This is a genomic window from Streptomyces sp. MJM8645 (assembly GCF_001625365.1).
Taxonomy (GTDB): Bacteria; Actinomycetota; Actinomycetes; order Streptomycetales; family Streptomycetaceae; genus Kitasatospora.
In genome coordinates this window covers 6,259,518-6,273,900 of the sequence record NZ_LJJF01000001.1, presented here as the reverse complement: position 1 = coordinate 6,273,900, position 14,383 = coordinate 6,259,518, and the positions used below count along the sequence as shown (strand labels likewise).

13 protein-coding genes are annotated in these 14,383 nt (G+C 73.4%); 2 read left to right on the top strand and 11 right to left on the bottom strand.

What is annotated here, in order from left to right; all coding sequences use genetic code 11:
* Positions 1-95 precede the first annotated feature (95 nt).
* Positions 96-1,838, top strand: a complete 1,743-nt coding sequence (locus tag A6F73_RS41680; RefSeq protein ID WP_063350115.1) for a hypothetical protein — start codon at positions 96-98, stop codon at positions 1,836-1,838.
* 133 nt (positions 1,839-1,971) lie between these two features.
* On the opposite strand, the gene A6F73_RS26725 is transcribed toward A6F73_RS41680, so the two are convergent.
* From A6F73_RS26725 to A6F73_RS26675, 11 genes are all read right to left on the bottom strand, one after another.
* Entirely contained in the window at positions 1,972-2,679 is a 708-nt protein-coding gene (locus A6F73_RS26725; RefSeq protein WP_063350114.1) for a hypothetical protein, read from the bottom strand.
* An 84-nt stretch (positions 2,680-2,763) separates the two neighbouring features.
* Positions 2,764-3,855, bottom strand: a complete 1,092-nt coding sequence (locus tag A6F73_RS26720; RefSeq protein WP_063351564.1) for a putative sulfate exporter family transporter — start codon at positions 3,853-3,855, stop codon at positions 2,764-2,766.
* A 13-nt stretch (positions 3,856-3,868) separates the two neighbouring features.
* A complete protein-coding gene (locus tag A6F73_RS26715; RefSeq protein WP_063350113.1) occupies positions 3,869-4,450 on the bottom strand; it encodes a cysteine dioxygenase family protein in 582 nt (193 codons plus the stop codon).
* 124 nt (positions 4,451-4,574) lie between these two features.
* Complete coding sequence (locus tag A6F73_RS26710; protein ID WP_063350112.1) at positions 4,575-5,489, bottom strand: LysR family transcriptional regulator; 915 nt, start codon at positions 5,487-5,489, stop codon at positions 4,575-4,577.
* A 108-nt stretch (positions 5,490-5,597) separates the two neighbouring features.
* Entirely contained in the window at positions 5,598-6,467 is an 870-nt protein-coding gene (locus A6F73_RS26705) for an amino acid ABC transporter permease (RefSeq protein ID WP_063350111.1), read from the bottom strand.
* Positions 6,464-7,108 (bottom strand): amino acid ABC transporter permease, encoded by a 645-nt coding sequence (locus tag A6F73_RS26700; protein ID WP_063350110.1) that lies wholly within the window; start codon positions 7,106-7,108, stop codon positions 6,464-6,466. The genes A6F73_RS26705 and A6F73_RS26700 overlap by 4 nt, the downstream gene beginning before the upstream one ends.
* Before the next feature lie 12 nt (positions 7,109-7,120).
* Positions 7,121-8,038, bottom strand: a complete 918-nt coding sequence (locus A6F73_RS26695; RefSeq protein WP_063350109.1) for a glutamate ABC transporter substrate-binding protein — start codon at positions 8,036-8,038, stop codon at positions 7,121-7,123.
* A 9-nt stretch (positions 8,039-8,047) separates the two neighbouring features.
* Positions 8,048-8,776, bottom strand: coding sequence for an amino acid ABC transporter ATP-binding protein (locus A6F73_RS26690; RefSeq protein ID WP_063351563.1), 729 nt, complete (start codon positions 8,774-8,776; stop codon positions 8,048-8,050).
* 47 nt (positions 8,777-8,823) lie between these two features.
* The gene (locus A6F73_RS26685; RefSeq protein WP_079136036.1) at positions 8,824-9,069 is read right to left on the bottom strand and encodes a LapA family protein; all 246 of its coding nucleotides are present in this window, start codon (positions 9,067-9,069) and stop codon (positions 8,824-8,826) included.
* Between the two features lie 149 nt (positions 9,070-9,218).
* Positions 9,219-10,991 (bottom strand): ABC transporter ATP-binding protein, encoded by a 1,773-nt coding sequence (locus A6F73_RS26680; RefSeq protein WP_063350108.1) that lies wholly within the window; start codon positions 10,989-10,991, stop codon positions 9,219-9,221.
* Between the two features lie 64 nt (positions 10,992-11,055).
* On the bottom strand, positions 11,056-12,828 hold the full coding sequence (locus A6F73_RS26675) for an ABC transporter ATP-binding protein (protein ID WP_063350107.1): 1,773 nt from the start codon (positions 12,826-12,828) through the stop codon (positions 11,056-11,058).
* Between the two features lie 478 nt (positions 12,829-13,306).
* Here A6F73_RS26675 and A6F73_RS26670 point away from each other — a divergent pair, with 478 nt between their 5' ends.
* A complete protein-coding gene (locus A6F73_RS26670; RefSeq protein WP_063350106.1) occupies positions 13,307-14,170 on the top strand; it encodes an aldo/keto reductase in 864 nt (287 codons plus the stop codon).
* The last annotated feature ends 213 nt before the right edge of the window (positions 14,171-14,383 follow it).

Here is a 14,383-nt window from a genome sequence, read left to right as displayed (position 1 = left end):
GGAATGAGCACGGATCCGACGGCACGCCGCCACGGCGCGCGCGGACCCACCCGAACCAGCGGACCGCAGACGCAGCAGAGCGGGGGGCTCAACAGTTGACCCAGGACGTCCAGTTCAGCGCGGAGGCCAATCCCTTCGCAGCGGCGGAGCAGGTCTGCGCGACCCTCGGCACGCTCACCGACGCCCTCTTCGACGAGCGCACCTCCCGCCATCCGGCGGCCTCGCTCAGCACCCTGCGCCCGGCCGAACACCCCGCCGCCGAGGCGCTGTTCGGCCTCCCGCTGGCCCCGAACGGCCCGGTGCACGCGGCCGTGGACCGGCTCGGCACGGTGCTCACCGCCGGCACGGCCCGCCCCGGTAGCGGCGCCCGGGTCGCCGACCGGGTGACCGCCGCCCTCCACACCCGCTACGGCGGCGGGGCGGTGCGCGGCGCGATCGCCGACCGGGGCACCACCTCGGCCGCGCTGTTCCACCTGCCGGTCACCGGCGAGTTCGCCGACCCCAAGCTGCGCCCGCCGTTCGCTCCGGCACTGGCCGCGCTGGCCGCCGGGCAGCAGACCCGCCAGCCGGTCGAACTGGCCACCGGCGCGGGTGCCGAGGTCCGGCTGGTGGTCCCGCCCGGCTTCCACCCGCTGACCTCCCCCGGCGGTCCGGCCGGGGTCTGCTCCCGTACGGTGCCCGCGCCGGCGGGCGGGGCGGGCGACGTCGCCCCGGCCACCGCCGCGGCCGCCGAGGAACTGACCGGGCATCTGGCCGAGGTCGCCGAGGAGCTGTTCAGCGGTGACGGTCCGGAGCGGCGCCGCGACTTCGCGGTCATCGCCGCCACCCTCGCCGACCTGGTCCACGACGCCGGCACGGTCTACGCGGGCGTCTGCGCGCTGGACGTGGACGGCCGGGCCTCCGACGCCGCCCTCGTCGTCTCGCTCGCCCGGCACCCGCTGCCGATCACCGCGCTCGCCACCGAACTCGCCACCGTCCGGCGGCACGCCGAGGTGTGGACGGTCCTGCTGCCGGCCGGGCCGGCCGCCGTCCTGGTCGAGGGACGGACCGTCCCGGTGCCGGGGCCGCTGTCCGCCGACGGGCAGCGGCGCTGGGTGGTCACCTCGGCGGTCGAGGCCTTCGTCCCGCTGCCGGACGGCGGCACCGTGCTCTGCGTCCAGCTGTCCACGGCGCAGCCGGAGGACTGGGACCTGTACACGCGGGCGTTCGCGGAGCTACTGAAGAGCGTTCAGTTCGGCTGGGACGGGGAGGCGGCCGGCGCCGCGCCCGTGCCCGCCACACCTGCTGCCGCTCCCGCTCCCGCTCCCGTCGAGAAGGAGCCGGAAGAGGCGGAGGAGGTGCCGGCGGACCTGCGCGGCACGCCGGTGCAGCTCCCGCCCGAGGACTTCAACCCGTTCGCGCCCGTCGCGGAGGCCTCCCCGGCCGACACCGAGCCGCAGGCGGCGCCAGCCAGGCGGAAGGGCACGCCGGTCATGGTGCCCCCGCCGGACTTCAACCCCTTCGCCCCGGAAAGCCTCCCGCCCACCCCGGACACGTCCCCGGCAGCGGCCGCCCCGACCACCGACCCGTTCGGCACGGTGACGGCCGACCAGTCGGACCCGTTCGGCACCACGCTCGCGGCGCAGGGCCCGGCCGTCCCGCCGCCGCCTTCCGCGCCGCCGGCCGTTCCCGCGCAGGCCGTTCCCGCGCAGGACGCCCCGCGCAAGGGCACGCCCGTCATGGTGCCCCCGCCGGACTTCAACCCCTTCGCCCCGGAAAGCCTCCCGTCCACCCCGGACGAAGCGACGGAGACCGACGCGGCGGAGGCTTCGGGCCCGGAGACCAGGCCGTTCGGCTGAGCCCCGGCAACGGCCCCCTCCGACCGGATCCAACCCCAGGGGGCCGCGACAACGCGACGCCGAGAGCCGGCAGTTGGCCGCTGCCACGGACAACGCCCGGACGCAGCAGGAGGGTTGGCGAGGCCCTGCGCCGTCAGCCCGCGCGCCGGGCCAGGTGGACCACGTCCGGCACGCCGCGGCTGACCGGGATCTCGTGCGTGACGACGTCGGAGAAGCCCACCGCCCGCAGCGCCTCCTCGAAGTCAGCGGAGGGCTGGGCGCTCCACACCGCCAGTACCCCGCCCGGCTGCAGCCGGTGCCAGAGCACCGCGAGCCCGTCGGCGCCGTACAGCCCGGCGTTGGAGTCGGTGACGGTCCAGTCCGGGCCGTTGTCGATGTCGAGGCACAGCGCGTCGTAGCGCTCGCCGTCGGCCGCCGCCAGGTACTCCAGCAGGTCGGTGTGGAGGACCTGGACCCGCTGGTCCTCCAGCGCGCCGCCGGAGAAGGCGCCGAGCGGCCCGTTCCGGTGCCAGTCGATGATGGCGGTCTCGCGCTCGACGATGGCGATCCGCCCCCAGCGCGGCTCGGCCGCCGCGTACGCCAGCGAGAAGCCGACGCCGAGGCCTCCGATCAGCACCGAGGGCTCTGCGGGGGCGCCGGTGCGGTCCAGTTCGTCCAACGCCGCCTGGATCAGCAGGCGTTCGGAACGGCCGTCGGCGGTGTCCATCAGGAAGCAGCCGTTGGCGATGATCTCGAAGTGCCGACCGCGCCGGCGCAGTACCACCTCGCCGAACGGGCCGTCCCGCCGGTCGAGCGTGACGACGGCCTCGTGAGCGTCCCGTTCGGGCAGTGCGGTGGACATGCGGCTTCCTCAGCGGACTCGGGTGCAGGAGCGTCCCGGCGGACGAGTACCCGCCGACAATAGCCGAGTCCGCCCCTGCGCCCGTCACGTCGTGACCAGCACCCCGGCGTAGGAGACGCCCGCGACGACCACCCAGGAGCCGAGCCCGAGCAGGGCGAGCCGCCCGCCGGTGCGGACCATGGTCGGCAGGTGCACGGCGCTGCCGAGACCGAACAGTGCGGCGGCCAGCAGCAGTTCCTGGGCGTCCCCGGCGAGGGTGAGCGCCCGCTCCGGAAGCACCCCGGTGGTCCGCAGCACGATCATCGCGAGGAACCCCGCCACGAACAGCGGGACGATCGGCGGGCGGCTGCCGGTCTTGACCGGGTTCTTCGCAGGGTCTTCCCCCGACTCCTGGTCCGCCCCGACGACGGCCGCCCCGCCCCGTCGCGCCCGGCGCCGCACCGCGATGGCCATCCCGGCGACCAGCGGCGCCAGCAGCACCACCCGCATCAGCTTGACCAGGACGGCCTCCCGCAGCGCGCCCGCCCCGCCGGTCTGCGCGGTGGCGACCACCTGCCCGACGTCGTGCACGCTCGCGCCGACCCACCGCCCGAACTCCACGTCGCCCAGCCCGAACGGCTGCTGGAGCAGCGGCAGCACGGCGATGGCCAGCGTCCCGCACAGGGTGACCAGGGCCACCGAGGCGGCGACGTCCTCCTCCTCGCTGCCGGCCGCCTGGCTGACCGCGCCGATCGCCGAGGCGCCGCAGATGGAGTACCCGGTGGCGACCAGCAGCGGCTGGTCGCCCGGCAGGCCGAGCCGTCGGCCGAGCCAGAGCGTGCCGGTGAAGGTGGCCGCGACCACCGCGAGCACCATGGCGACGGTGGCCCAGCCGAGGCCGAGCACGTCGTCCAGGCTGAGCTTGAGCCCGAGCAGGACGATCCCGAGCCGCATCAGCCGCTTGCCGGCCATGGACAGCCCTGGCCGGGCCACCCCGCGCACCACCGGGCGCAGCCCGGGCAGGTGGGCCGCCGCCATGCCGAGCACGACGGCGGCGGTGAGCTTGGGCACGGCGGGCACGGCCGCGTGGACGGCGATCGCGGCGGCCACCCCGGCCGCCGCGAGCAGCAGGCCGGGGGCGTCCCCGCCGAGCGGGGGCAGTGAGCGGGTGCGCGTGGCGCGCTCCCGGAGGGTCAGTGCCACGCCGCCCTCACTGCTGCTGGTCGGCGGGCAGCCGGTAGACGCGCCGGATGCTGGTGCCGAGCCGCGAGACGTCCGCGCCGTACACGTGGATGGAGATGGCGGTGCTGTTGCAGGCGTTGCGCACCAGGTGGATGTCACCGGGCGGGGCGAAGGCCGCGACGGTGCCGGCCGGGCCGGCGACGTGCTCGGTCTCGACGAGGTGGGCGGTGCGGCCGTCGGAGACCAGCCGGTAGCGGGTCTCGCTCTCCTGGCCCTGGTGGACGCCGGCCACGCACCAGGAGACGTGGTCGTGGATCGGGGTCTGCTGGCCGGGCAGCCAGACCAGGGCGACGACGGAGAAGCCGCCGTCCTCCTCGGCGTGCAGGACGTGCTGGCGGTAGCGCTTCGGGTCGCCCTCGCACTGGGCGGGGGTGAGCAGCGCGTCGGGCCCGTCGGGGTCGGCGTGCAGGTGCGGGGCGAGGCGTTCGCCGACCAGGTAGGCGGTGAGTTCCGGGGGCAGTCCGCGGTCCACGACGGCACGGATCTCGCCGATCAGGGCGGTCATCCGCTCGGTGAGCCGGTCGCTGCCGACCGTGGCTGGGGGTGTCATGCCAGCAGGTTCGGCTGCACCGACCCATCACGTCCAACGATGGTTCTTAAGCTTCCCCCCAACTTCAGCTTATGAATCGCCCCGGCGAGCACCCACCGGAGCCACGACTCAGCACCCGATCCGGTCAGCACCCGATCCGGCTGGCCGCCGCCCGCCGCAGATGGTCCAGCACCAGCCCGGTGGCCGGTATCCGCCGGTGCTCGCGCAGCACGTACGCGCTCACCTGCCGGCGCAGGTGCGGTTCGACGGCCCGCCCGGTGACCTTGCGGTGGCACATGAAGGAGAGCACCAGCGCGGGCATCAGCGCGATCCCGACCCCGGCGGCGACCAGGCTCTGGACCGCGAGGTTGTCGTCCGTGGAGAACACGATGTCCGGCGCGAAGCCCTCCTCCGCGCAGACGTTCAGCAGGTTGGCCCGGCAGCGCGGGCACCCGGCGATCCAGCGCTCGCCGTCGAGGTCGACGAGCCGAACGGCGTGCCGACGGCCGAGCGGGTGTCCGACCGGCAGCAGTACGGTGAGCAGGTCCTCCATCAGCGGGATCTCGTCCAGCCCGTCGGGCACCTCGGTCGCGCCGCCGGGGTAGCGGAAGGCCAGCGCGATGTCGCACTCCCCGCGCAGCAGTCGCTGGACGGAGTCCGGCGGTTCGGCCTCCAGCAGCTCGACCCGCACACCGGGGTGTTCGGCGAGCAGCCGGGCCATCGCCTCGGGTATCAGAGTGGCGTTGGCGCTGGGGAAGGCGCAGACCCGCACCCGCCCGGCCCGCAGCCGGGCGAGCGCGGCGAGCTGCTGCTGGGCGGCGGAGAGGCTGCCGAGGATCAGTTCGGCGTGCCGGGACAGCGCCTCGCCCGCCTCGGTGAGCCGCAGTCCGCGCCCGGCCCGGGTGAACAGCGCGACGCCGACGGTGCGTTCGAGCGCCTTCATCTGCTGGGTGATGGCGGGCTGGGTGTAGCCGAGCTCGCGGGCGGCGGCCGAGTAGGAGCCTGCTCTGACGACCTCGTGGAACGTCCTGATGTGCCGTGAGTCGAATACCGGCTCCATGGCCCCTCCCCCGGTCGTCGTCGTCGAGCCTCCGCAATCATAAGAGGAAATTGGAGGTGCCCGCTCTATCCCCACCCGCACCTATGGTTCAGGATCGAACCAGCCTTCTCACTGCTGCGCGGACGGCGGCAGCCCCATCGCCACCCCGGCCTTGACCACCGGCGCCCCGCCCCGCATGCTCGGGCTGCGCCGGCTGCGGCGCTCGACCCAGCGGGCGAGCCAGGAGAGCAGCAGGCACATGCCGATGTAGATCGGCGCGATCACGATCACCACGGGGATGAACGGCAGGTCGTAGTCGAGGTTGGTGGCGATCAGCTTGCCCGCGTGCAGGAACTCCTCGTAGGTGATCAGGAAGCCCAGCGAGGTGTCCTTGAGCGCGACCACCAGCTGGCTGATGATGGCCGGCAGCATGGCCCGGTTGGCCTGCGGCACCAGCACGTACGTCATCACCTGGGTCTTGCGCAGGCCGAGCGCGTAGGCCGCCTCGCGCTGCCCCTTGGGCACCGCGAGCACGCCGGCCCGGAAGACCTCGGCCAGCACCGAGCCGTTGTACAGCACCAGCCCGGCCACCAGCGCCCACAGCGGCTGCACCTTGAGCGCGACGAAGACGAAGAAGATCATCACCAGCAGCGGCATGGCCCGGAAGAACTCCACCACCACCGTGGAGAGCACCCGCACCACCTTGTGGTCGGACAGTCGCCCCGCCGCGAACAGCGCGCCGAAGGGCAGCGCGAACAGCACCGTCCAGCCGAAGGCCTTGAGGGTGTTGCCGAGCCCGCTCAGCAGCAGGTCCTGGACGCCCCGGTACTCGAAGGGCATCCACTTCTGGTACGTGAACTGGTGGGTGTGGAAGAGCATGTAGACGATCCAGCCGATCAGCGCCGCGATCAGCAGCAGCGCGATCCCGCCGTACAGCCGGTGGCGGGCGAGCGCCTTCGGACCGGGGATGTCGTACAGCGCCGAGGATCCAACGGTCATCGCGACACCGCCACTCGTCGTTCCAGCAGGTTGAAGACGGCGCTGACGGCCAGGGTGATGATCAGGTAGCCGACGGCGATCCAGACGAAGGTCCAGATGATGCTGTAGCCCAGCTCGTTGATCGTCCGGTAGGTGCCGAGCAGTTCGGTGACGCTGAACGAGCCGGCGATCGCCGTGTTCTTCGCCAGCGCGATCATCACACTGCCGATCGGCGCGACCACCGACCGGTACGCCTGCGGCATGACCACCACGCTCATCGTCTGCCCGAAGCTCATGCCCAGGCTGCGCGCCGCCTCCCCCTGCCCCACCGGCACGGTGTTGATGCCCGAGCGCATCGCCTCGCAGACGAAGGCCGAGGTGTAGCAGCCGAGCGCGGCCACCGCGAAGACGAAGAACGGCAGCGTGATGTTGAAGCGCGGCAGGCCCAGCACCACGATGAAGAACAGCAGGGTCAGCGGCGTGTTGCGCAGCAGCGTCACCCACGCCGTCCCGAACACCCGCAGCGGCCGGACCGGCGAGACCCGGAAGCCCGCGATCATCACTCCCAGCACCAGCGACAGCACGGCGCTCACCGCGAACAGCGAGAGCGTGCCGAGGAAGCCCTCCCAGTAGGTCGACCAGTTGTCGGTCAGCGTTTTCACGGCGCGGCCCTCTCAGTACCGGTCGATCGGCGGCGGTGTGGGCGCCGGCTCCCCGGACAGGCCCAGGGTCGCGTCGTAGGCCTTCTTCCAGTCGCCGTTCTGCTCGTTCTGCGCCAGCGCGTCGTCCAGGGCCAGGCGCAGCACGGTGTCGTTCTTCGGGGTGCCGATCCCGTACGGCTCCTGGGAGAACAGCGGGCCGACCACCTTGAGCTCGTCCGGCGCCTTGGCCGCGTAGCCCAGCAGGATCGCGTTGTCCGTGGTGACGGCGTCGACCTGGCCGGTGATCAGGTTGTCCACGCAGGCCGAGTAGGTGTCGTAGCCGATCAGCTTCGCCTTCGGGAACTGCGACTGGATGCGCTGGTACGGGGTCGAGCCGGCCGCCGAGCAGACCTTCTTGCCGTCCAGGTCCTGCGGGCCGTGGATGGTGTTGTCGTTCCTGCGCACCAGCAGCGACTGCCCGGCGATGAAGTACGGTCCGGCGAAGCCGACCAGCTTCTTCCGGTTGTCGTTGATGGTGTAGGTGCCGACGTAGAAGTCCACCTGGCCGTTCTGCAGCGCGGTCTCGCGGTTGGCCGAGGCGATGGTCTTGAACTCGATCCGGTCCGGCGGAAAGCCCAGGTAGGCGCCGACCATCTTGGCGATCTCGATGTCGAAGCCGGAGTACACGCCGGTGGCCGGGTTCTTCTCGCCCAGGTACGGCTGGTCCTCCTTGGCGCCGACCACCAGGTGACCCCGGCTCCGGGCGGCGTCCAGGGTCGGCGAGCCGGTGATGGAGGCGGCGTCGCGCACCTGGTAGCTGGGCAGCGCACTCGCCTGCGGGCCCTTGGGCGGCGGGGTGCCGGGCTTGCCGCAGCCGGCGGCCAGCACGGCGAGCAGCAGGACGGCGGCGAGCGCCGTCCGGCCCCGGGCGGCGGTGGTCTTCCTCGTCACGGCGCCGCCTCAGTGCTTCAGGATCTTGGACAGGAAGTCCCGGGCGCGCTCGCTCTCCGGAGCGTTGAAGAAGTCCTCCGGGGCGCGGTCCTCGACGATCCGGCCGTCGGCCATGAAGACCACCCGGTTGGCGGAGGCCCGGGCGAAGCCCATCTCGTGGGTGACCACGACCATCGTCATGCCCTCGTGGGCGAGCTGGCGCATGACGTCCAGCACCTCGTTGATCATCTCGGGGTCGAGCGCCGAGGTCGGCTCGTCGAACAGCAGCGCCTTCGGGTCCATCGCCAGCGCCCGGGCGATCGCCACCCGCTGCTGCTGGCCACCGGAGAGCTGGGCCGGGTACTTGTCGGCGTGCGCCTCCAGCCCGACCCGCTCCAGCAGGGCGCGGGACTTGGCGTCCGCCTCCGCCCGGGGCCGGCCGCGGACCTTGATCTGCGCGAGCGAGACGTTCTGCAGCACGGTCTTGTGCGCGAACAGGTTGAAGGACTGGAACACCATGCCGACCTCGGCGCGCAGCCGGGCCAGCCCCTTGCCCTCCTCGGGCAGCGGCTCGCCGTCGATCAGGATGGTGCCGTCCTCGATCGGCTCCAGGCGGTTGATCGCCCGGCAGAGCGTCGACTTGCCGGAGCCGGACGGTCCGATGACCACGACGACCTCGCCGCGGCCCACGGTCAGCTCGATGTCCTGGAGGACGTGCAGGTCCCCGAAGTGCTTGTTGACGCCGCGCACCTCGATCAGCGGCGTGAAGGCCGACGGCCCCGCCTCGGCCGGCCCGGGAGCGCTGGTCACCGGCCGCGACGCCCCTTCAGCAGCCAGCCCAGCGCGCCGCCGGCGAGCAGCGTGGCGAGCAGTGCGATCCAGAGCGGCGCGGTGACGGTGAACACCCAGAACTGGATCTTCACCCTGTCGAGGTTCGCGAACAGGAACCACACGGCGAGGACGACGATGACGCCGATCCCGATGTACCGGGTGGGGATCCCAGCGATCTCGCTGCGTTTGGAGCCGGACGAGCCGTCCGAAATCTTGGTCACCGGAGCAGTCTGCGGGCCGGGGCTCCGATTTGCCCGGTTACACGCCCTGATGGGCGAGGGAGTAACCCGCACGGGGCAATCAGGCCCCGTGCGGGTTTGAAATGCCGTACGGGTCAACGGCGCCGTACGGGTTCGACGGCGCCGGCCCGCTACCGCTCGTCCCGCCAGGAGCGCCAGAGCGCCGCGTACGGGCCGCCGGCCGCGACCAGCTCCGGGTGGCTGCCGTACTCGCTGATCCGGCCGCCCTCGACCACCGCGATCACGTCCGCGTCGTGCGCGGTGTGCAGCCGGTGGGCGATGGCGATCACCGTGCGGCCCTCCAGCACCCGGGCGAGCGAGCGCTCCAGGTGCCGGGCGGCGCGCGGGTCCAGCAGCGAGGTGGCCTCGTCCAGCACCAGGGTGTGCGGATCGGCCAGCACCAGCCGGGCCAGCGCCAGCTGCTGGGCCTGCGGCGGGGTCAGCGCGGTGCCGCCGGAGCCGACCTCGGTGTCGAGGCCGTGCGGCAGCGCGTCCACCCAGCCGCCGGCGTCCACCGCGTCCAGCGCGGAGCGCAGTTCGGTGTCCTCGGCCCCGGGCGCGGCCAGCCGCAGGTTGTCCCGCAGGGTGCCGACGAAGACGTGGTGCTCCTGGTTCACCAGGGCGACCTCCGCCCGCACCCGCTCGGCCGGCATCCGCGCCAGCGCCGCCCCGCCGAGCGTCACGCTGCCGCGCCCGGGGGCGTAGATCCCGGCCAGCAGCCGCCCCAGCGTGGACTTGCCCGCCCCGGACGGTCCGACCAGCGCGACCCGGCTGCCCGGCGCGACGTCCAGGCTGATGCCGTGCAGGACGTCGGCGCCCTCGCGGTAGCCGAACCGGACGTCCCGGGCCTCGACCCGGCGGCCGTCCGGGTGGCTGGACTCGTCGCCCTCGTGCTCCGGCACCTCGCGGACGCCGACCAGCCGGGCCAGCGAGGCCTGGCCGATCTGCAGCTCGTCGTACCAGCGCAGGATCAGGTCGACCGGGCCGGTCAGCATCTGCGCGTACAGCACTCCTGTGGTCAACTGGCCGACGGTGATCCACCCCTTGAGGGTGAACAGCCCGCCGAGCAGCAGGGTGGCCAGCACCGCCGAGGAGTAGACCGCGTCGATGGTCGGGAACCAGACCGAGCGCAGCCACAGGGTGTAGCGCTCCCAGGCGAGCCACTCGCCCAGCTTGCGGTCCGTCAGGGCGATCCGCTGGTCGCCCAGGCGCAGCGCCTCCACCGTCCGCCCGGCGTCCACCGTCTCGGCCAGCACGGTGTTCACCGCGGCGTACCCGGCCGACTCGTTGCGGTAGGACTGCGGCGCGCGCTTGAAGTACCAGCGGGAGCTGACCAGCAGCAGCGGCAGGCCGATCAGCGAGGTGAGCGCGAGCAGCGGCGAGGTGACCAGCAGGGCGCCGATCACCAGCAGCAACGACACGATGGCGACGGCGAGTTCGGGCACGGCCTCGCGCACCGACTTGTCCAGCCGGTCGACGTCCGTGGTGCCCCGGGAGACCAGGTCCCCGGTGCCGGCCCGCTCCAGCACGCCGGTGGGCAGCGCGACCGAGCGGACCAGGAAGTCCTCGCGCAGGTCGGCCAGCACCCGCTCGCCGAGGACGGCACCGCGCATCCGGGACCAGCCGGTGAAGGCGGACTGCACCACCAGCGCCAGCAGGTACCAGCCGACCGCGACCGCGATGGTGGCCTCGGCGGTGCCGGTGGCCAGCGACTCGACCAGGCTGCCGAGCACCCAGGGGCCGACCAGCCCGGCCACGGTGGCCACCGAGTGCAGCGACACCACCGCGGAGAACCCTCGGCGGTGGCGCCGGGCGAGCAGGCGCAGGTAGGCGCGCACGGCGGCCGGTGAGCCGACCGGCAGGGTGGTGGCCGGCCCCTGCTCCTCATGGACGGGGGGCTTCATGGCGTGCTCCTCAGGTATGCGGCGGGTCGGGCGGGGCGGACGGCGCGGGTGCCCACGCGGCCGCTCATACCGGCTCCCCCACCGGTGCCGGCTCCTCTTCGCGGGTGACCACGGCCCGGTAGGCCGGCTCGGTCCGCATCAGGTCGCGGTGCCGCCCGGCCACGGCCACCCGGCCGTCGCGCAGCAGCACCACCCGGTCGGCTTGGTCGAGCAGCAGCGGGCTGGTCGCGAAGACCACGGTGGTGCGCCCCGCCCGGGTGTCCCGCAGTCCGGTGGCGATCCTGGACTCGGTGTGGGCGTCCACCGCGCTGGTCGGCTCGTCCAGGACGAGGACCGGCGGGTCGGCCAGCAGCGCGCGGGCCAGGGCGAGCCGCTGGCGCTGCCCGCCGGACAGCGAGCGCCCGCGCTCGGTGATCCGGGCGAGCATCGCGTCGCCCGCACACTCCGGCGAGCCGTCCACCAGGGCCTCCAGCACGTCGTCGGACCGGGCGGCGGCCAGCGCCTCGGCCACCGAGACCCGCCCCGAGGACGGGATGTCGAACAGCCCGGCCAGGGTGCCGGAGAGCAGCACCGGCTCCTTGTCGTGGACCAGCACCGCCGCCCTGGCCTCGGCCAGCGGCACCGCGTCCAGCTCCGTCCCGCCGAGCCGGACGGAGGGCTGCTCCGGCTCGTCCTCGGCGGCCGGGACGTGCCCGCCGAGCCGCCCGGCGAGCGCCCCGGCGAAGTCCGGGTCCCCACAGACGACCGCGGTCAGCTCCCCGGCCCGCGCGGTCAGCCCGGTCGCCGGGTCGAACAGGTCGGCGTTCCCCGACTTGTTCAGCGAGGCCTCGGCCACGCCGCTGCTGCGGCTGAGCGAGAGCACCCGGACGGCACGCCCGGCGGAGACCCGGGCGACGCTCCAGGCGTGCGCGGCCTCGCCGAGGATCCGCAGCGGCGCCGCGAGGAAGGCGGTGGCGCCGTACACGGCGATCAGGGTGCCGACGGCGAGCTCGCCCGCGGCCGCCTGCCGGGCGCCGTACCACGTCACCCCGATCACGAACAGGCCTGGCAGCAGGACCTGTTGGGCCTGCATCAGCGACCAGATCCGGGCCGATCGGACGGCCGCGGCCCGGACCTTCTGGGAGGCGGCCCGGTACCGGTCGAGGAACAGTTCCTCGCCGCCGATGCCGCGCAGCACCCGCAGCCCCGCCACGGTGTCGGCGGCCAGCTCGGTGGCCTTGCCGCCGAGCGTGCGCTGCTGCTCGTACCGCCGCTCGAACGGCCCGATCAGCGGCCAGACGGCGGCCGCCAGCACCGGGACGCCGAGCAGCACCCCGACCCCGAGCACCGGTTCGACGACCAGCACGGCCGAGCTGACGGCCAGCCAGACGATCACCGCGGCCCGGACCCGGGCGACGAGTTCGACGTACCAGCCGATCCGCTCGACGTCCCCGCTGCCGACCGCGACGACCTCTCCCGTGGCGATCCGGCGGGACAGCCCGGCGCCCAGGTGAGAGGCCTGCCGGGCCACCAACTGCTTCACGTGGCACGCCGCGTGGATCCAGTTCCAGATCGCCTGCCGGTGCAGCAGCACAGCACCGAGCGCGGACAGCACGGCGAGCGCCACCGCGAGGGCGCCGGCCCGCCAGATCCCGGCGGCCTCGCCGTCGACAGCGGCCTGCACGCCCCACCCGAGCGCTATCGGCAGCGCCGCCTGGCCGCCCATCTCCAACAGCGCCCAGCAGGTGGCGAGCACCTGCCCGCGCCGCTGGCCGCGCTGGAGCCAGCGCAGGAAGGCCGGGGGCGAGGAGAGATCGGGACTACCGGGGTCGGCCAACGGCAGGGGGGTGAGCAGCATGACACTCCGATACAGGAGGGTGCGGGACGGTGCTGGAGGTCCTGGAGGTGCTGGAGGGCGCGAGCAGGCGTGAGCGGGCACGCCGGGAGAAGGTCACGAGCCGGAGGCACGGGTCTCGCGGCACGGCGGGCCCGACTCGCGCGAACAGCGGAAGACGGGCGGCGGCGGGCGACAGCGCGGCGCCTCGCCCCGGCGGCATCGGCGCGTCCGGGGCGGCGCCGAACGGGACCGCCGGACGGGACGGCCGGACGGGGGCGGGAAGGGCACGAAGGGCCCGGATCTCAGGAGGTCATGGCCACGAGCCTGCCAACCCCGATGTGATCTGCGCAACAGGTTTTTTCGCCGCCCGGCCCCCGGATCTCCGCCGGATCGGGCCTCCGGCCCCGCAAGATTCCCCCGAACGGCGGGAACAATCCCGCCCGGGTCCCAGTTGCCCCCTTCTGGAATCAGACGGACAACCAGGAGGGCACCCCTTCCCGTGAGCAACATCCCCAACGTCACGTTGAACGACGGCGCGCAGATCCCGCAGCTCGGATTCGGCGTGTGGCAGGTCCCGGACGACGAGGCCACGGCCGCCGTCCGCACCGCGATCGAGGCGGGCTACCGCTCCATCGACACCGCGGCCATCTACGAGAACGAGGCCGGCACCGGCCAGGCGATCACCGAGGCCCTGGCCGGCGGCGTCGCCCGCGAGGACCTCTACATCACCACCAAGCTGTGGAACTCGGGCACCCGCGACTGGTCCGGCGAGCAGGGCCGCGACGCCGTCCTGCGCGAGTTCGACGCGTCGCTGGCCAAGCTCGGCCTCGACTACGTCGACCTCTACCTGATCCACTGGCCGCGCCCGAAGCACGGCAGCTACCTGAACGTCTGGAAGGCCTTCGAGCAGCTGAAGGCGGACGGCCGGGTCAAGTCGGTCGGCGTCTCCAACTTCGGGCCCGAGCAGCTCACCCGACTGCTCGACGAGACCTCGGTCGTCCCGGTGCTGAACCAGGTCGAGCTGCACCCGTACTTCCCGCAGACCGAGCTGCGCGCCTTCCACGCCCAGCACGGCATCGCCACCGAGGCCTGGAGCCCGCTGGGCCAGGGCAAGGAGCTGCTCGCCGAGCCGGCGCTGGCGAAGATCGCCGAGAAGCACGGCCGCACGGTCGCCCAGGTGGTGCTCCGCTGGCACCTGCAGAGCGGCGTGATCGCGATCCCGAAGTCGGTCACCCCGGCCCGCATCCGGGAGAACCTGGACGTCGCCGGCTTCGAGCTGGACGCCGAGGACCTCGCCGCGATCGCCGGTGTCGCCACCGGCACGCGGATCGGTCCGGACCCGCAGGAGTTCGACTGGAACTGACGGCACCCGCCGTCCGACTTCTCTGACGAGCGGTCATGTCGAACGACCGCCCACCCCTGCAGGGGTGGGCGGTCTTCGGTGTGCCACGATCCACCAGCGCCGACGAGCAGCGGCCTCTGGCACGTCAGGCCACCAGCACCTTGAGCCGTCAACGGCTTGAGTCATCAACGCCTTGAGCCGTCAACGCCTCAAGCCTTCGGCACACCAGGCCTT